Origin of the sequence: Methanohalophilus mahii DSM 5219 (assembly GCF_000025865.1) — an archaeon.
Lineage (GTDB): Archaea > Halobacteriota > Methanosarcinia > Methanosarcinales > Methanosarcinaceae > Methanohalophilus > Methanohalophilus mahii.
In genome coordinates this window covers 1,690,962-1,709,556 of the sequence record NC_014002.1, presented here as the reverse complement: position 1 = coordinate 1,709,556, position 18,595 = coordinate 1,690,962, and the positions used below count along the sequence as shown (strand labels likewise).

Below are 18,595 nucleotides of genomic sequence, written 5' to 3'. Positions count from 1 at the left end.
TAGTTACATGAAGAATAGTGGTGGGATAGCGCGGATTTGAACCGCAGTCCAAGCGTCCCAAACGCTCGAGGATCGGCCAGGCTACCCTACTATCCCACATGATGTAAGGTCATCCCCCCTAAATGCACTTCTCCTAGATATATCTAACTATTGAAGGCTTCAGAAGAGGGTGAAAATTGGTTCAGTCGCTGTCTCCTTCCCACCTGGGGTATACGTCATTATCTATATTCAGAAGATCCAGTACCCGTCCAGCCATGAAATCAATTAAGTCTTCTATTGATTTTGGTTTGTTGTAGAATGCAGGACATGCAGGCAAAATCTGGGTGCCCGATTCCTTGAGTTTGAGCAGGTTTTCCAGATGAATTCGGCTGTAAGGGGTCTCCCGCACCATCAGGATAACATCCCTGCCTTCCTTGAGACAGACATCAGCAGCCCGTGTGAGGAGATTATCGGAGATCCCGTGGGCGATGGATGCAGCGGTTTTCATGCTGCAAGGGGCTATTACCAAAGCATTGTAAGGATGGGATCCGCTTGCTACAGAAGCAGTGAAATCCTTTTCCTCGTGTACCTCGCAGGCGAGTTTTTCCACCTCTTCGATCTGCCAGTTTGTTTCTATATTTATTATTTGCCTGGCTGCAGATGTTATTACCAGGTGTGTATAAATTCCCTTTTCTGCAAATATTTCAAGTAACCTGATTCCGTATTGTGCCCCGGAGGCCCCACTGATTCCCACTACGACTTCCATATTATTCCTCAATTATATCTATAAGTTCGTCAACCATAAGTTCTGCGGTATCACATATTTTCCTGATCTCATCAGGCTGTATGTTGTTGAAATGTATTCCCACAAGGAAAACAGTATCCATGCCGGTTTTCCTGTTAATACGGCCTGCCTGTCGGTGTGCAATTTCATCATCCCTGTGTCCGGGCAGGGTAATCACTGAACAAGCACCAGAATTACCCACAGCAACCGCTCCTATATGCTCATCGCCACCCGTAAGTGTTACAAGCAGACCGTCCCCGATATTGCGCCATTTAAGAAAGAGTTTTCTTTCCCCTGCTTTTTTTTCAATTACTCCCACTTATATCCTCTTCTATATCCGTTAATTTGTATTGTAAGGTATGTTTTTTCACCTCGAAAAAATCGTTTGCAATTTTTTTCACCTTTTCCCTGTGTTCTCTGGGTGTATAAACCCCGAGTTTCCAGTTATCACGATGAGCTTTTTCAAGAGTTGCTACAAGATGGGAGGCTTTATCAAGGGTCATTTTTTTCCCGTTGACCTTGATCAATGCTTTCATTTCCTCTATCCGGGGCAACTTTGGAATATCTATGAGGATTTTCTTTTCATCAATTCCCGCCTCTTCTGCGATTTCCTTTTCCACTCTCTGGATGGATTTGCGATAGCCCAAAACCTTCTCATCAACGTCATCAAACCCTACATAGAGGGCACGTTTGTACAGTTTTCTCTCATCAATCCTGTTGATCATTTCACCTGCGTAACCGTCGTCCTGGCGCATGGTTTCAAACAGGCGGTAGTCATCCATGTCCTGGAGGCTGGAGGGATCGAGTTTCTCCCGCTCTACCAGATATTCGATACCTCTTATTAACATTGTTTCCGAGATGCGGGTCACGTGATGGAAGTATACCGAAGGATGCATTAAAAAACGCGATACAAGCAGGGATTCGGCTGCATTGAGGCCGCCTTCTGTTACAACCAGTTTATCTTCATAGAATTGCATTTTATGGATCAGACGGCTGTGGTCTACAAGTCCGTATGCAACACCTGTATAATGTGCATCACGAATGAGATAATCCATGCGGTCAACATCAATCTCACTGTTTATGATCTGTCCGAGGGAGGTTTTGCCCAGGATGTGATTTGCAATCCTTGATATGTTGAGGCCGGTTTCGCTGCAAATTTCTGCTATATCCCCTTTGCGCAGCAGGTGTTTTACATCTTCATGCTCCCGGCGGGTATATTTTTTGATGATGCCTTCTGTCACATGTGAAAGGGGGCCGTGTCCTATATCATGCAACATTGCAGCAACCCTGAGTTCATCGATTTCAGATTGCTGTACGGAATCTATTTCTCCCGCAAGGGTCGTAGCCAGGTGATGTGCGCCCAGTGAATGTTCGAAACGGGTATGGTTGGCACCCGGATATACAAGGTTGGATAGTCCTAACTGGCGTATTCTCCTGAGACGCTGCATGCGGGGTGTATCCATTAGGGATACTGCAAGCTCGTCAAGTTCGACATGACCGTGTACGGGGTCCCTCATGACCTTCATATTTTTAAATAACCGTTCATATTATAATGATGTTGTGATTTTGATAGTGAAATGATGAGGTAATATCATGATAATATTTTCCGGTGGAACCGGCACACCCAAGTTCCTTGATGGCCTGATGCGGACAATGGACGAAGAAGAAATCACAGTTGTCGTGAATACCGCCGAAGACCTGTGGGTATCGGGTAATCTTGTAACACCGGATATTGATACAGTACTCTACCTCTTTGCCGCTATGATTGACCGGGAAAAATGGTGGGGTATAGCAGGTGATACATTCCACACTTTCAATGCTATGAAGGATTGTGGTTATGATGAAAAGATGATGCTGGGGGACCGGGATCGGGCCACACATATCATGAGATCTGAGATGATTCACAACGGGGCTACCCTTAGTGAAGCGATTGAAAACCTTTGTTCAAGCTTTGGTATCAAAGCCAACGTCCTGCCAATGTCAGACGATCCGGTATCTACCATGATCCGTACACCTCAGGGTTGGATGCATTACCAGGATTTCTGGATTAAGCATCAGGGCAAACCCGATGTACTTGAAGTTAAGATGGTTGGAATTGATGAAGCTTCTATATCTCCTGCTGTAATGGAAAAACTACGGGAAGATAGCAATGTCCTGATTGGTCCCAGCAATCCCATTACAAGCATAGGTCCCATCATATCCCTTGATGGAATGCCTGAAATCCTTAAAAGTAAAAATGTGGTTGCAATCAGTCCTATTATCGGGAATGAACCTGTTAGCGGTCCTGCCGGTAAACTTATGAATGCATGTGGTTACGGTATTTCTTCAAACGAGGTTGCAAGGTGTTACCATGATTTTCTGGATGTGTTTGTAACTGATATCCGTGATCCGCAGGGTTGTGATTCTTTTGAAAATATGGCTTGCAGTATAGTAAAGACTGATACTATGATGTCTTCTGTAGATGTAAGTATACAGTTGGCAGGTTATGTAAGAGATCTCTTTGAGTCCCTGGAATAAGTGTGCTTGAAATTTTTAAACATACTTAAAATTCAGAAGCAAAGAGTATATATGTTAATATCTCATATTCTTGACTATCCCAAAATGCTCGCTTACCATAATGGGGGTGGTATGAGCGGGCTGGGGAGTGGGGGTACTAAAAAAGGGATTAAAACCCGCTTATCTATACACCCTAATGTATGTCTAGTATATACACTTTTCCCTCTGTTTTAACAGATCAATGTGTTGCTCAATGTGTTGCTATTGCTTCTACCGGATCCATTTTTGCGGCTCTGCTTGCCGGATATACTCCTGCTATGAGGTTCAGTATGAACACGATGACGATTGTCAACAATACATCATTGTATCGTATTATCACGGGTATGGAGTCTATATGGTAAAGTTCAGAGGGCACATCATAGTTACCTATTGATAGTGCAATTGCAATACCGGTAATAGTTCCTGCAACAGCTCCCAGGAAACCCAGGATACCACTTTCAAGGATGAAGATGTTCCGTATGCCCGACTTGCCCGCACCCATTGCCATAAGGATGCCTATTTCCTTTGTCTTTTCCATGACCACCATGTTCAGGGCGCTTATGACACCAAAAGATGCTATCAGGAGAATAAAGCCCAGCATGATATTATTGGAAATGGTTTCAATTGTAATAGTCTGAAGTATTTCCGGATTTGTTTCCGTCCATCCTTCTGCAGAATAACCTTTGTCTTCAATTTGCTGTGCAATTTCCCTGTCTTGATTGAAGTCATAAAGTTTTATGCTGATACTATTGACAACATCAGAAGTTGCGTAGAATAACTGGGCTGTTTGAAGGGAAGTGTAGGTCAGTGTTGAATCAAGGGGGGTGTTCGTATCATATACCCCTATTATTCGATAAAAACGAGTTTCGGATCCCGGAAAGGATATTTCTATTCTGTCATCAAGGCCGACCTCAAGTTCATCTGCCAGGTCATCCCCGATTACAATTGTATTGCCAGAAGTAGCCAGGCCGAAAAAACTTCCCCTTATTATGTCCTCACTGGTGGATAATACTGCATCTTCGTCACGGGGATTTATTCCTTTAAATAAGACATTTTTGACATTATCTTCATTTCGCAATACGGCGTCTCCTGCAAGGGACGGAGATACTGCTTTGATACCATTAATCTTATACAGTTCACTCTGGAGATTTTTGTATAGGTGGATATATTCACTGTTTTCTTCCGGTGTAATGGTTACATGGGCCATATCATTGACAGTTGATTCATACAGCTTATCGGTAAAACCTGCCATGAATGCATTGGACACAACAAGAATCATAACCGCAATTCCTATAGCACCTACGGAAAGTATGGTCTGACGTTTCCTGTATACAATGTGTCTTAATGCAACAAAAAGTTCAAATTTCAATGGCATGGTTTGATCAATATTTTGTTTTTGCCAGGTATGCCAGAAAAACCAGAATTATTGAAATAAGAGAACCAATTGCAGGTGTGGCATTGCTTTGTTCCTCTTTTTCTTCATTTATTGTAGCAGGTCCAATTTCTTTTTCGACATCAATTATGCTTTCTTTTGATATTATGACTTTTCCGTATTCCCCGATGGCCTCGATTAGCAGTATATATTCTCCACTATCAAGTTTATTTTCCCAGATTGCCTCTACAGTTTCATCATCTTCTGCAAGCAGAACCGGACTTTTTAGGACAATATTTTCTACTGGTTTGCCATTGCTATCAAAAACAGTGAATCTTATTGACCCCCTGAAAGGTACCTGGGACATGCCTGATATTGTAGCACTTGCACCAATCTCATCCCTGTAAATATCGCTGATTTCCACATCTTCTTCTGCCACAAAAGAGCGGCTTCTGAGCAACGATATACTATAGGGGTCCTTTATACTGACTTTTAGTCTTCCCTGGTATACATGTTTATTTTTGAGAACCACATTCCATTTTTTGTTCAGGGCCAGGGGTTGGGTATGCACAGGAATGGCTTTTTCTTCTATTATGTCCACCACCTGGTTGCCATCCACCAGCATATATTCAATATCTATCAGCGTGGATTTATAAGGAGTTATTATGGCTTCGATTCCTGTTGGTGTGGGTGTCATACTGTCAATTGTTATGGCAGGAAGAATCTGATGGCCATGTACAAACGTTTTTTCCTGTCGGGCAAAAACCCCATTCTCATTTTTGACTATTATATGTACTTTATAAGCCCCTCGATCCCGTATTGCGGTTTCCCAGTAGAATACTCTGGTAAGTGGAGAAGCAGCTGTCAAGGTGTCAATATCGATAGATTGTGTATCAATGACTTCTCCCTCATGCAACATTGATGCTTCTACTGTGAGATTATTATAGGTGCTTTCTGAAATAATCCTGACATCACAGCTCTGCACGTCACTGTAGATCTCCTCAATAGTAATGTCACTTTTTCCAGCCGCTGTCCCCGGGATAATTAATAGCAACAATACTGTGGTTACAAAAATATAATACTTAGTTTTCCAGCCCATCACATTTTGATTTGTTTTAATGGTATTTAAATATCCTTTCAGAAAAACCTGTAGAAAAATGTTTATATCCATTGGATCACAGTTTTATAAAAAGGAAAAAGTGCAAGAAAGAAATATGAGAAAAATCTTCATTTTCTTTTATGCTAAAAGGAGTTAAAAAGATGATCACATCGAATCTGGATATTTCTCCCATTTTTATCTTCGATATTGGTCCCATAAATCACTCCATATGTCCCATCAGTATTTTTCAATCGGAGGGTTGTGATTTTTGAATAACAGGATGATGAAACTGGAAAAAAATCCTCCGTAGGATGATATAGTCGTGCGGGCTGAAAATGTTTGCCGGGATTATGAAGTGGGGGATATGACAATCAAGGTACTCAGGAATGTGGACCTGCTTGTCAGGAAGGGGGAGTTTGTAGCTATCATGGGTCCCTCGGGGTCGGGTAAAAGTACCCTGATGAATATGATAGGATGTCTGGACAGGCCTACCTGTGGTGCAGTTTATATCATGGGGAAGAATGTGAACCGTATCTCCGATAATGAACTTGCAAAGTTAAGAGGGATGGAGATAGGTTTTGTGTTCCAGAGTTTCAATCTGGTTTCACGATTAAGTGCCCTGGAAAATGTGGAATTGCCTACCTATGCTAACAGACGGCCCGGGGTTGATGTAAGAGGTAAGGCCAAGAAATTACTGGATCAGGTAGGACTTTCAGAACGTATGGATTACAAACCCACCGAGTTGTCTGGGGGTCAGTCCCAGAGGGTGGCAATAGCCAGGGCGCTTGTAAACGACCCTTCTATAATACTTGCCGATGAACCCACCGGGAACCTGGATTCAAAAACAGGGGAAGAGATAATGAATATTTTTACAGATCTTCATCGAAGGGGTCGCACGGTCATTATGATTACTCATGACTTACATCTTGCTAATAAATACGCAGACCGGGTAGTTTACCTGAAAGACGGTGTAATTGATGACAGGACTACCAAGGTCAACGCTGCTTAATAGAGGTATAACCATGAAAAAATCCGGATTTTTGATACTTTTTGTTTTTTCCTTGTTGCTGATGGTTTCTGCAATAGCTGTGGTTCCTGCTACTGCTGCAGAAGACTCATCAAGTTCGACCCTGAGGGTAGATGTGCTCAAATACGAACCCTATCCTGCGGATATAGGCGATTATGTGTCTGTGTGGGTAAAAGTTGAAAATTACGCTTCTGGAGAAGCCGGGGATGTTTCAATCAAAATAGAACCAGAATATCCTCTTTCACTGGATTCTGAAACAAATGCAATCCAGAATTTTGGCAGAATCCCTCCCGACCGCACAGCAATCCATGAATACAGGTTGTATGTTGACGAAAATGCCAAAACCGGTACAGCTAGCTTTGATTTGCTTTACCGGGCTGATAGTGATCTTTCATGGGTCAAGGAATCCTTCGACCTAAAAGTAGGTTCCAATACTTTTGATAGTAAAGGCACTGTAGTACTTTCCAATATGATTTCCAAACCCCAGGTATTCATGCCCGGGGATACAGGTTCTATCAGTTTTACACTGGAAAATACGGCCAAGTCAGGTACTGTTTCAATAGGTGATGAGACCTATGATACATATGCCAGGGTCCAGTCTGCAACTCTTCAGGGAACTGAGATGATAGAGGTTACCAGTGAACCCTATGAAGGCAAAGGTGTACTTGGAGCAGGAGATTCCTTACAGGTCACATACAATATAGAAGTTGCTGAAAATATAGAAGATGGGACCCATTATCTGGACCTTTCCACAATTGGTAACTCCCATTCCTTTAACAATAACTGGAAGGTTCCTATAGTTGTGGATTCATATTCACTGGAAGTAATCCCTTCCAGGCCACTGGTTTTAAAGAATGGTGAAGGAACTTTGGAATTTGATGTGGCCAATATCCATCCAAACAAACTTTCTTCAGTGGCAGTAGCTCTGGAAGCAGAAGGAGTTTCCTTTTCTCCTTCGAATTATTTTGTGGGTACCATGGATTCAGATGAACTGTTTACCATTGAAATAGATGTTACTTCAGATCAGAAAGAATATACCGGTACTAAAAATGTAACAATAATTGCCAGCTTTCGCAATGGTCTTAATGAACACGAGTTTATCGTGGGTGAAAGACCGCTCGAATTTGAAAAAGTTGAAGAAGATAATAATGCTGCTATAATTTCAGCGGTAGTGCTGATTCTTGTCCTGCTGATTGCAGGTGGTTATCTGTATCGCAAGAGGCAGAAACAGGATGAATAAGCGGGTAATGTTGCATGGTCGGCCTCTCTGAAGCACTAAAACTAGCTTTTGCCAGTATCAGGAGTGCAAAACTGCGCTCTGCTCTGACTACCTTGGGTGTTATCATAGGAGTTGCCGCAGTTATTGCCAATATATCACTGGGGGCCAGTTTCGGCCAGTATTTTGAAGAGGAAATCGGAGCATCAGGTACAAATTTTATAGTGGTGTTTACTGAGAAGAACAATGTATTCGGGGACTCCCAGTTTAATATTGTTGAGAATACTAAAGGTGTGGCTGCTGTATCTCCCATTAACCAACAGTCTGCCACCTTACGATATCAGTCAGCAGAGCGTACGGCAACGGTAAGTGGGGTGCTTGCCGATTATGAGGAAGTTGGTAATATAAGAATGGAGCATGGGCAGTTTATTACCAATCAGGACCAGAACGTTGCCGTAATAGGTTCTGATGTGGCCTATGAGAAGTTTGATCGGAACCTGTCAGTTAAGAATTTCATAAATATAAGTATTAAGAACGTGGACGGGGGAGTAAGTACACGGACATTTCGTATAAAGGGCATCGTACAGGACCCGGACGCTTCCTTCGTATCCCCAGAAGTGGACCCTTCCGGACGTGTTTTCATTCCTCTTTCCGTCATGCAGGAAATGCAGCACAGGGACGATATCGGGGGATTTTTCATTAAAGCCGACTCTCTCGAAATCCTGAATAGGGTTACAGATGATGTGGATGAAAACCTTGCAAGGTCGGTAGGTGTTCCCAGCAGGGATATTGATAATGAGGATGCCAAGCCCTATGAAATTTTCAACCAGCAGGATATACTTGACCAGATAAACCAGCTTTCAAGTGCCCTGACATCCATATTGGTTGCAATAGCCCTGATATCCCTTATAGTAGGCTCCATCGGTATCATGAATATCATGCTTGTTACAGTCACAGAAAGGACAAAAGAAATCGGGCTCATGAAATCCCTTGGTTATAATTATTTTGACATATTGACCCTTTTTATTGTTGAGTCCGTAATAATCAGCCTCTTCGGAGGGATATTCGGTGTACTGCTGGGTATGGCAGCCTCAATGGCGGTAAATAATTATCTCGATATCAGTGGTGTTTTCCCGCTAAGCCTTATTATACTGGGTTTTGGCATTTCCTTTGTCGTGGGTCTCATATCGGGTGTTTATCCTGCCAGCAAAGCTGCTAAAATGGACCCTGTGGAGGCATTGCGTCATGAGTGAGGTGTTAATCGGATGCTGAATTTCAAGGAGGCTTTCCGTCTTTCCCTGGGGAGTATTAACGGTTCCAAAATGCGTTCCACCCTCACTACCCTGGGAATTATTATAGGTGTTGCAGCAGTTATTGCGAATGTGTCCCTGGGCGCCAGCTTCAACCAGTTCTTTGTAGAAGAGCTGGGTACCCAGGGCTCGAATTTTATTGTTATTTACAGTCAGGATATTGATCTTTTCTATGACGCACAGCTGGATACTGTGCGCAGTGTACCGGGAATAGAGGGTATATCCGGCATCCGGCAGCAGGTTGCAAGTGTAACGTACCTTTCTACTGTCCGTCAGATTGATATACAGGGATGTTCGGCGGATTATGAGCAAATTGGTAATATACAGCTTGCGGAAGGCACTTTTTTTAGTGATAAGGATAAGTATGTGGCTGTGCTGGGTTCGGATGTGGCCTATGAGAAATTCGACCGGCAAATCTCCAATCATAATTCCATTGATATTGAGTTTGTACGCAGGGATGGCACAAAAGTATCCCATTCTTTCAAAGTAATAGGAATTATTGACAGTCCCAAAACAACATTCATCCAGAGCGGGGCGGAATCCGATGTGCGTATTTTTATCCCGATAGCTACGATGAATGAGATGCTGGGTCTTGGGGACTATGGAGGGATCTCAGCCACCGTCGATGAATCCCGTTCTGTGAGGGAGGTTTCGGATGAAGTTGACCGCAGGCTTGCCAGAAGCCTTGGTGTTTCTGAAAGGGAGCTGGATAATGAGGATGTAAAACCCTATTCAATCTTCAACCAGGCGGATATCCTGGATAACCTGAATCAGCTTTCCAGTGCCCTGACAACCCTTCTTACTTCCGTGGCGTTGATTGCCTTGCTTGTGGGCTCGATAGGTATTATGAATATTATGCTTGTCAGCGTAACCGAAAGGACAAAGGAAGTGGGTTTGCTCAAATCCCTGGGTTTTACGCGTAGGAACATACTCACCCTTTTCCTCATAGAATCGATGATTTTGAGTGCCATTGGTGGTGTGCTGGGTACGATTGTAGGCATTGCGGCTTCCTATGGTGTTGCTTACTTTTTGAACCTGCCTTATATTTTCCCGTTCTATCTCATAGTTGTGGGTTTCCTGATTGCCCTAGCTGTAGGATTGGTTGCAGGCCTCTATCCTGCCAACAAGGCCTCAAAGCTCGATCCCGTGGAAGCCCTGCGAACCCAGTGATAAAGGTTCGAATAGGTTCGCAGCTTAAAAAATAAATATATAATGTGAAAACTATCTATTTACATGGAGATGGTTAAATGAAGATTAATACTTATGCAGGGGCAGGCTTGCTTTTGATTGCCTTTACCGTTGTGGTGGCCGCAGTTGTCCTTTCCCTGGGATGTGCGGATGACGGTGGTACAGGTGTGAATGAAAGTGTGGATGCCCACACGTTGAACAATGGTACGGAACTGTCCGGTGAATGGAGTGGCAACACAGTGAATGCTTCCACCGGGGATTACTTTTCAATACGCCTGGAGGAAAATCCCTCCACAGGGTACCAGTGGAACCTGACAACCTCCGATGGTATCAAAATTGTAGGAGATAAGTTTGAGCCGCCGGAAAATGAGGATGTCGTGGGTGCAGCAGGTTTCCATATATGGACCTTCAGGATAATGGATGACGGAAAACAGCAGATTGATGCCATCTACAAGCGTCCATGGGAAAACGTTACGGGTGAGGAAGACACTTTCAGTCTGACGCTGGAGGTTGAAGGAGAACCCGTTGCCCCTGCAGACGGTGATGATGGTGAGTATGTCTACGGTACAGCAAATGTGGATGACATAGAGATAATGGTGATGGAGTCTTTTCCCGTCCAGATCAGTGTCCTGGCCACGGGCTTTCTGCCAAACGGCTGCACAGTGATCGATGAGGCCAACATAACAACTGAGAAAACAGGCAACACCTTCAATGTCCATATCCCGACTAAGCGCCCTAAGGATGCCATATGTACCCAGGCCCTTGTGCCCTTCGAGATCAGCGTCCCACTGGATGTCTACGGTCTGGAGAAAGGTAATTACACCGTGGATGTGAATGGTGTACAGGATTCGTTTGAATTGCAGAGCGATAATGTGCTTAAGTGAGGATGGATGATCTGGATGCCAAATTCTGATTTTTGAGTTTGGCATTATTTTTTACTGGATTTTTTTGCGGAGTTCAAAAACAATAATATTTCTTTTATGATTATTTCGATCAATTCCTTCTCTTATTTGGTGACAATTATATTTCATTTCACCTAAACATTTGACAAAACCATCTCCAAATTGTTCAAATAAATAGATCTCTTTACCGTTTTTTAGATGGTCTCTTATAGATTTATTTCCACGTTTAAATTCCATATCTCCAACTTGTCCTTCACCAGTATAGTGAAATATATAATTGCTTTTCCATCCATCTTCATAACCATGTTCTTTACCAGAATTTCCCGTAAAAAGCAAAATCATATCGCTTTTCCTACAGCTTGCAATTCCGCCTTGTCGATTCCCGCCATATTCATCATGGAGGTTGCTTCTTTTGTATGTCTCTCCTTCTCTAAGCATATTTATCAACTAGAATGCATCAGTTTACAATAAAAATGTTATTACTAAAATCTATTTTCATATCATTATATTAGTAATTTAAGAAGTTAAAATGTTAAAAGTAAATAAAATAATTAAAAAAGCAATGCACGAATTGGGGAAAAACAGTATAAAACCCACACAGTGCTAGATGTTATATAAATTTGTCGTGATATTAGTTTTAGTTCTGTTTTTATAAAGGCATTGTTGCTAGGTCTGAAAAAATTATATCTACTGCTAAGTATGAGAGGCTGGAATTCTTCAAAGTTATCTTCTGGGGGCCTATGGGTTTGAGTATATCGGCAAAGAAGCGAACAAGTTTTCAATGCAGGGAATTGATATTAATTATGCTGAAACTTACCTTTGTATATCAAAAAAATTCATGAATGGGTACTTAACCCAATACCTAAAGATATGCGAGCAATAGAAATCAAGTATATGAGTATATTAATACAAATAAAATATAAATTAGTAAAAATATCAGTATATAATTTTCACTTAAAAATCATAGTTTATTCAAAAAAGCAGTATTTTCTTCGATGGCTTCAATCACATAACGGATTTCTGAGTCAATTTCTTCTGCTTTAATTTCACGAACAATAGTTCCTGCACTAAAAGATACATTATATTTATTTTGACTCCACTTGGATAATTTTGATATTACCTCTTTCCCTGAAACTAGTTTTAATTTGTTTTCTGTAGAGTCCCAATGTTCACTAATAAACGATCTAGACTCGGTATTTCCTTTTTCTTGTTTGTCTCGATAAAATTTTCTATATTCGTTCGACAAGTTATCAAATGTTGCATCATATAAATCATCACAAATGCTGTCAATGACTTCACAAATTTCAGAAGCATTTATACTTACAGTTTCATTTGCTCTTCTTTCTATAATTCTAACAATAACATCTGGAATTACCAGATAATTTTCAATTTCTTTTCGATTCCAAATATGCAAGTTTAGTTCTTTTTTAGCACCCGCCTCACATGTATCTTTTATTTTTTCTTCTGGATAATAATCTCTATCTAAAATACAATAAGTATTTACAGATTCCCCTGCTGAATTTTGTAATATTAACGAAGTACCAATTGCATAATTCAAACCGCTCCATCCGCCTATAGGCATATTTGGGACTATTTCAAAAGGTGTTTCTGAATGAGGAAATAATCTAGAGTGCAAATGATTTAGAAAATCCATATCCTCTCCTTCAACAAGAATACATTTTTTGCATTTCCAAAACCTTGTTAGTTGAATATTGTGTAAACAACCTATACCGTCTATTAGCTTTTGCACTGATGGGATAGAATTAGCAAATTTTGATTCTTCTCTTTCTTTATCCACAATTAAAATATGTTCTGGACTTACTTCTGAAATAATTTCAACTGAATGGGTGGTTGTCAGAGTTTGTAAAAAATCATTCTCATCAAGTATTTTTATTATTTTTCTTTGTAAATCAGCATGCATGTAGACGTCTGGCTCATCTAAAACCACTATATCTTCTTCAGTGGCAAAAGACAAAAACCACATTATTTGAATCCACATTTGTAAACCATGCCCCATCCAACCAATTTCAGCAACAAAGTCGTTATCTCTGACAAGCAGTGAAATAACTGGTTGAACCGCCTCACTGCTTTTGTCCAAATTAACAATTTTACATCCATCCCATGTATCCTCTACTAAAGACTTGAATCTTTCAAATTCATCCCTATATAGAAGTAATTGGTTTCGAAAATGTTGGGATGACAAATTCGAAAAAGTAGATTTATAGATATAATCTTCAGTAAGTTTTTTTTCTTCAAACTTTAAAGGTGAAATTTGTGGTAATATTAGAATATTTGGTATAACTATATTATTTGCCTGTTTTCTATTCTTTACAATTTTGCCATCATTATCTTTTATTAGAGCAAAAACATCTTCATTATTATTTATATAGATAATAATTTGCGTTCCGTTGGTAAATTTAGCTATGATTTTTGCAGGAGGGTTTCCATATCGATGAAATACACTCTGAAAATTAAAATTATATTCTTTCAAAGAGGGCTTAATGCCTCTTTCTCTACTCGGGAGATCGAGCCAATTTGGAGCAGAATTATAGTTAATGCTCTTATATCTGGAAGTTATAATTGAAACAAGTCTAAGAGCTTCAATTATTGTTGATTTCCCAGCATTATTCTCCCCGACAATTACATTTTTTTCACTAAAAGGGATGGTATGCTCAGAAAAACAGCGGTAGTTTTCAAGTTTAAGTTCTTCAATCATATTCTCACTACTAAAACATTTTATAAAATATTAATTTTTATATTAAATTTATTGCAATTGCTGTTTTTTACCATCTTATATAAACTAATTACTACTAAGTGTTTTTTATTGATTGAAGATTGAAAATTGTTGGCATATTTTTGTTGTATATAAACCTATTCACTGTGCAAAATGTCTGATTTGAACATTTCATCTTATTTCAATTCAATACATATCCGTTTCAATTTTCAGTCTTTGTACAACATCACAGCAGTACTGAATGCTACCCCAAACTTATCCTTAAAGACCTTTCAAAGTTGCCGGGTGGTTATCCCATCATACACATATCCATGCAGCTCTTTTTGGATATACTATGTGAGTTGTTCCGCTTCTGCCGAATCCATCACATTAGCATCATCAATTTCCAAAGTGTCTCTGTCCTGAATAACCCGTACTCTAACATTATGAAAACATTCTCTCTCGCATTTACATTTTGTATTGATATGCACAGTAGCCACCCACACAAGTTCATATGCTTCACGTTTTATAATATTTGAAAGTTGGAAAGTATATGAACTTTTCTTTATTGCAACTCATGAACAATCCTAACAGGTTTTCCTTCGCGATCTTCAGAGAATGCATGAGTTTCCTGGGATTCATAATGTTCACGCTTATACATGCCAATGAATTCTGCAAGTGCAACACTTACCAGATCAGAAATATCATTTTGAGTACACGTGCATCTGACAAACCTTCAGCATACAGGACATTAATATATTCAAAAATAAGATCTTACCAGGCCGTTTACTGTAATTTCAGCGCCGGGGTTGGGATTCGAACCCAAGCACCCCGTTAGGGGAAACAGGTCTCGAGCCTGCCGCGTTTGGACTCCGCGGCAATTTTGTAAGCCGTTGGATTAGTCCGCTCTGCCACCCCGGCACAATGCGCTTGGCTTGAAGGAGTTTATGGCTTAAAAAGGTATCGAAGGGCGCGATTATCAGAAATCAAAGAGGCTTTTCTGGTTCTTTGCCTCTGGTGTCGGGTCATCGGGGTCGACTTTCCGGGAACCGGATTTTGTGTTTGTTTTCAAATTGTCGGGCAGCTCGATCCAGCCGTATTTGCCCCCGCCGCCGGGGTGCAGGATCACGTCTTCGTTGCGGAAGGCCTCGATGCTTCTGACAATCCTGGGATCCACGAAATCCAGCTGCGAGATGTCAGCCTCCAGCAGCACCGCGGTCTCGCTGCCGAAACGTTCCACAAGAGCCTTCCAGGCATTGCTCACCCCCTTTGTATTGATGCTTGCATGGCCCAGGGCCATCATAATGATCTCCGCCAGGGGGATCAGGTGCAGGTAATCCGGGCGGTGGGATGGGTGTTGCGGGGCTTCATAGTTGGCCAGTTCGTTTACCCGGTCTGCCACGCCTTTCTTGATCTGGCCGCCACAAACCCGGCAATTCCAGTTCAGGTTCATTGCTTCTTCCATCGGGTAATGCCGGTAACACTTGATACAGGCCGATTCATTGTACTTGCCTTCCTGCGGGAAAAATCCCACATTGAGCACACAGCCATACCCTTCTTTCCTCAGGATTGCCTTTTCCACACCTTCAAAGGACATCTCAGGGACCTCCAGGCGGTTGAATTCCCGGGCCAGTTTGTTGGACCAGGGAGAGTGGGCATCGGAATTTGAAAGAAATGTCAGGTCCTGGAGTTCTTCGATCCTGTCTGCATAATCACTGTCAGCGCTCAACCCCAGTTCAAGGAAAGCAATACTGTCGGTCATATCCCCGTAGCAACTCTTCAGGCTGTCATGGTAGGCATACATGGCAGTCCAGGGCGTAAACGCATGACAGGGACCGATCAGGGCTCCGGTGTCGGCTGCGATTTCCGCTACCTGGCAACCGTCCAGTTTCACCGTCGGCCTGCCGTCAATAGCGAGGTCCCCATAGGAGGACATTTTTTCCGCCAGTTCTTCTGCTTTGGATATGGAGGGAACTAGCAGCAGGTGGTGTACGCGATTCCTGTCCTCGATCTCAGTTGTAAGGATAAAAGAAGTATTATCGATGCCTACCGTCTCGTCATCCTGCGCATATTCCTTGATCTCGGAAAGCCATCCGGGATGTATGCAATCTCCTGTTGCCACAAGATTGATTCCCTTTTTAGCGGCTTCCCGGGCCATTACAGGCAGTTCCATCTTATTGGAACAGGCCATGGAATATTTGGAATGCAGGTGCAGGTCGGCATTGATCAACATGTTTATCCGATGTAGCCCAGGTCCTCGTCCCTGGGTGTTTCCGTGAGCATCTGTTGCTGTTGTTGCTGCTGTTTTGCTTCTACGAGGTTGGCCACGATTTTCTCCATCTCTTTGGCACGTTCCTCAAGTTCACTGATATCAACCTCGATATCAAGTATACTGCTCAGCACAGCGAGCAGTGATTGGGCACTTTTAGGATCTACAAGATATCCGGATGTATATCCCATAAGGCATGCAGCATCAATATCCCGGAATTTGCTCAGGCCAAGGATTAGTCCAGAAGCTCCAACAATTCCACCGTTGGGTTCTTTTTCCTTGAAGGTTACTCCGTGCTCTTTTAGACTTTCTACAAGGTCTTCCTGATTCACGGCACCCAGGACTTCATCAACATGGTCCAGCTGTCCTGTCGGGAATCCTCCAAGGGTAAAGATCCTGGAAACCCCATACTCTTCGGCAATATCCAGATACAGGTCACACAGCTCGTAATGTCCCTCTGAATTTGTACTTTGCTGGTCGCCCGCAAGCAGCAGGATGTCCTTGCCATTTACCTGAAATGTATAGAATATGTTACTTATAAGTCTCACTGTACTATTTTCATCTACAAGTACCTGAGGGGGGAATGAGGTGGAATATATTTCCAGAAGTTTTTCTGCTTCGAATTGCTCGATGAGGTGATCAACAACAAGTTTGCCCACATGTCCTACGCCCGGCAGGCCGACAAGCAGGGTAGAATCCTGAATTTCAATCTCAGTATTATGACGCACGATTTTTGTATTCTGCATTGGAATCAATTCCTTTTGCTCAATCTGCGATATTTCCCGTATGGGTCACGGGGAGAATAGCGTGCAGGTGAAGGCTTGATAGTCCTTTCCCCACATTTTGGACACGTTTCCTGCAGGGTGTATTCCCCACAGGAAATGCATTTCAAAATCTTTTTACCCAATCGTTATCACGCCTTGGCAGTTTCCGCATGCCTGTGGAAGGCACCTTCTCCGCCAAGATACTCTATTTTTTCGATGGCTTTTTCTGCAGATTCCTTCAGGACAGATTCTGCAACCTTATAATCGGGAGCTATCACCCTGATACGATATCTGGGTGCACCGGTATATGTTATATCCAGACGGACATCTTCCATCTTCACTTCACTGGCGGCCCTTAAGGCTTCCTTAATGATCTCGATTCCGTTCGGTGCAGAACTTTTAAGGTCTATATGTCCGGCAATCTCCACAAACGGCAGTTTGATATTGTCCTGTGCGAGTTTGACAATGATTTCAACAACTTTTTTATCGATCTTGAGGTTGCTGAAGGCGTCTTCCCCGCGCATGGCAGCTTCTTCAAAGGCAGAGTATTTACTTCCGAATTCTGTGTCAAAAGAATCTTCTATTTTCTGAAGTTGCTGTTTGTCGAGTCCTGCTTCTTCTGCGACGAACTGTAGCCATTTCTCAGCCTTCTGTTCGTTCTTCCATTCCTGGATTTTTGCCCTTTTCTGATGTTCGTTTACATCTTTTAGGGAAAGGTCAATATGGCGACGTGAGGTATCTACTCTCAGGACCTTGCAGACAATTTTCTGTCCTTCCCTGACATAATCCCTGACATATTTGACCCATCCTGCCTTAATCTCAGATATATGGATGAATCCTTCTTTTCCGTCGTATTCCTCAAGAGTCGTGTAGGCGCCAAAGTCAGTGACATTTTTTACCGCACAGACTACAAAATCACCGACTTCAGGCCACTTGTTGTTTTCCATTAATATCCCTTTATTCGAGTACTTCCAGTATATGTGTTGTAATTGTAGATTTTCCGCCAGTTGGTTCTGCAAGGGTCCTGCCGCATACAAGACAGCTTACTTTCTGGCTTGCACTGCCAAAAATAACCTGCTCATTGGAGCAATCATTGCATTTTACTTTCAAAAATCTGCTGTTTGGTTCGGCCATTTATGCTCACTCCTTGAAATCGAATTTCTTTGCACGGAAGCAGGGTCTCTGATGTGCCTTGTTGCACTTGCTGCAACGGTATCGCAGGGCAATCCTTTTTGTTGGTTTGTCACCACTTGGGACCTTGGAGAACTTCCCACTGTTTCCTATACCAGTATGCCTTTTCTTCTGCCTTCTGATACGTGTGGTCATTGATTCCCTGCCCTTTTTAACCTTTTCAGCAACATGTTCTGTATGGGTTTTGCAGTAAGGGCAGTATGTTCTGAACCGTTTTGGGATCTTCATTATCTTCACACCTTTAAT

At 42.2% G+C, this 18,595-nt stretch carries 19 protein-coding genes and 2 tRNA genes; 6 read left to right on the top strand and 15 right to left on the bottom strand.

Annotated features, from left to right (window positions below; genetic code table 11):
* Positions 1 to 18 precede the first annotated feature (18 nt).
* From MMAH_RS08590 to MMAH_RS08575, 4 genes are all read right to left on the bottom strand, one after another.
* A tRNA-Pro gene (locus tag MMAH_RS08590) sits at positions 19 to 96 on the bottom strand.
* An 85-nt stretch (positions 97 to 181) separates the two neighbouring features.
* On the bottom strand, positions 182 to 745 hold the full coding sequence (locus tag MMAH_RS08585) for a UbiX family flavin prenyltransferase (RefSeq protein ID WP_013038161.1): 564 nt from the start codon (positions 743 to 745) through the stop codon (positions 182 to 184).
* 1 nt (position 746) lies between these two features.
* Positions 747 to 1,082: a prenylated flavin chaperone LpdD gene (lpdD, locus tag MMAH_RS08580; protein ID WP_013038160.1), complete on the bottom strand. Its 336-nt coding sequence runs from the start codon at positions 1,080 to 1,082 to the stop codon at positions 747 to 749.
* Positions 1,069 to 2,289 (bottom strand): HD domain-containing protein, encoded by a 1,221-nt coding sequence (locus MMAH_RS08575; protein WP_013038159.1) that lies wholly within the window; start codon positions 2,287 to 2,289, stop codon positions 1,069 to 1,071. Before MMAH_RS08575 ends, lpdD begins: the two co-directional genes overlap by 14 nt.
* A 67-nt stretch (positions 2,290 to 2,356) precedes the next feature.
* On the opposite strand from MMAH_RS08575, the gene cofD reads away from it, so the two are divergent.
* Positions 2,357 to 3,280: a 2-phospho-L-lactate transferase gene (gene cofD, locus MMAH_RS08570; protein WP_013038158.1), complete on the top strand. Its 924-nt coding sequence runs from the start codon at positions 2,357 to 2,359 to the stop codon at positions 3,278 to 3,280.
* 229 nt (positions 3,281 to 3,509) lie between these two features.
* Here the strand turns inward: cofD and MMAH_RS08565 are convergent, their stop codons facing one another.
* Positions 3,510 to 4,673, bottom strand: coding sequence for an ABC transporter permease (locus MMAH_RS08565; protein ID WP_013038156.1), 1,164 nt, complete (start codon positions 4,671 to 4,673; stop codon positions 3,510 to 3,512).
* 7 nt (positions 4,674 to 4,680) lie between these two features.
* A complete protein-coding gene (locus MMAH_RS08560; RefSeq protein WP_157198723.1) occupies positions 4,681 to 5,769 on the bottom strand; it encodes a hypothetical protein in 1,089 nt (362 codons plus the stop codon).
* Positions 5,770 to 6,085: 316 nt separating this feature from the next.
* On the opposite strand from MMAH_RS08560, the gene MMAH_RS08555 reads away from it, so the two are divergent.
* From MMAH_RS08555 to MMAH_RS10235, 5 genes are all read left to right on the top strand, one after another.
* Entirely contained in the window at positions 6,086 to 6,778 is a 693-nt protein-coding gene (locus MMAH_RS08555) for an ABC transporter ATP-binding protein (protein WP_245526269.1), read from the top strand.
* On the top strand, positions 6,747 to 8,036 hold the full coding sequence (locus MMAH_RS08550; RefSeq protein WP_245526219.1) for a COG1361 S-layer family protein: 1,290 nt from the start codon (positions 6,747 to 6,749) through the stop codon (positions 8,034 to 8,036). Before MMAH_RS08555 ends, MMAH_RS08550 begins: the two co-directional genes overlap by 32 nt.
* Positions 8,037 to 8,050: 14 nt before the next feature.
* Complete coding sequence (locus MMAH_RS08545) at positions 8,051 to 9,265, top strand: ABC transporter permease (protein ID WP_013038151.1); 1,215 nt, start codon at positions 8,051 to 8,053, stop codon at positions 9,263 to 9,265.
* A gap of 12 nt (positions 9,266 to 9,277) precedes the next feature.
* A complete protein-coding gene (locus MMAH_RS08540) occupies positions 9,278 to 10,492 on the top strand; it encodes an ABC transporter permease (protein ID WP_013038150.1) in 1,215 nt (404 codons plus the stop codon).
* A 77-nt stretch (positions 10,493 to 10,569) separates the two neighbouring features.
* On the top strand, positions 10,570 to 11,394 hold the full coding sequence (locus MMAH_RS10235; protein ID WP_013038149.1) for a protease inhibitor I42 family protein: 825 nt from the start codon (positions 10,570 to 10,572) through the stop codon (positions 11,392 to 11,394).
* Positions 11,395 to 11,445: 51 nt separating this feature from the next.
* On the opposite strand, the gene MMAH_RS08530 is transcribed toward MMAH_RS10235, so the two are convergent.
* The 9 genes from MMAH_RS08530 to MMAH_RS08495 form a co-directional block, all read right to left on the bottom strand.
* Complete coding sequence (locus tag MMAH_RS08530; protein WP_013038148.1) at positions 11,446 to 11,850, bottom strand: hypothetical protein; 405 nt, start codon at positions 11,848 to 11,850, stop codon at positions 11,446 to 11,448.
* 523 nt (positions 11,851 to 12,373) lie between these two features.
* Complete coding sequence (locus MMAH_RS08525) at positions 12,374 to 14,128, bottom strand: ATP-dependent nuclease (RefSeq protein WP_013038147.1); 1,755 nt, start codon at positions 14,126 to 14,128, stop codon at positions 12,374 to 12,376.
* 798 nt (positions 14,129 to 14,926) lie between these two features.
* Positions 14,927 to 15,046: transfer RNA gene (locus tag MMAH_RS08520), tRNA-Ser, on the bottom strand.
* A 58-nt stretch (positions 15,047 to 15,104) separates the two neighbouring features.
* Positions 15,105 to 16,358: a TIGR00375 family protein gene (locus MMAH_RS08515; RefSeq protein WP_013038146.1), complete on the bottom strand. Its 1,254-nt coding sequence runs from the start codon at positions 16,356 to 16,358 to the stop codon at positions 15,105 to 15,107.
* Positions 16,359 to 16,360: 2 nt separating this feature from the next.
* Complete coding sequence (locus MMAH_RS08510) at positions 16,361 to 17,140, bottom strand: proteasome assembly chaperone family protein (protein ID WP_013038145.1); 780 nt, start codon at positions 17,138 to 17,140, stop codon at positions 16,361 to 16,363.
* Between the two features lie 5 nt (positions 17,141 to 17,145).
* Positions 17,146 to 17,286 (bottom strand): RNA-protein complex protein Nop10, encoded by a 141-nt coding sequence (locus tag MMAH_RS10385; protein ID WP_245526218.1) that lies wholly within the window; start codon positions 17,284 to 17,286, stop codon positions 17,146 to 17,148.
* A gap of 21 nt (positions 17,287 to 17,307) precedes the next feature.
* Positions 17,308 to 18,105 carry a translation initiation factor IF-2 subunit alpha gene (locus MMAH_RS08505; protein ID WP_013038143.1) on the bottom strand — a complete coding sequence of 266 codons (798 nt, stop codon included), beginning with the start codon at positions 18,103 to 18,105 and terminating at the stop codon, positions 17,308 to 17,310.
* A 10-nt stretch (positions 18,106 to 18,115) separates the two neighbouring features.
* Positions 18,116 to 18,292 carry a 30S ribosomal protein S27e gene (locus MMAH_RS08500; protein ID WP_013038142.1) on the bottom strand — a complete coding sequence of 59 codons (177 nt, stop codon included), beginning with the start codon at positions 18,290 to 18,292 and terminating at the stop codon, positions 18,116 to 18,118.
* A 6-nt stretch (positions 18,293 to 18,298) separates the two neighbouring features.
* Positions 18,299 to 18,577, bottom strand: coding sequence for a 50S ribosomal protein L44e (locus tag MMAH_RS08495; protein ID WP_013038141.1), 279 nt, complete (start codon positions 18,575 to 18,577; stop codon positions 18,299 to 18,301).
* Positions 18,578 to 18,595 lie beyond the last annotated feature (18 nt).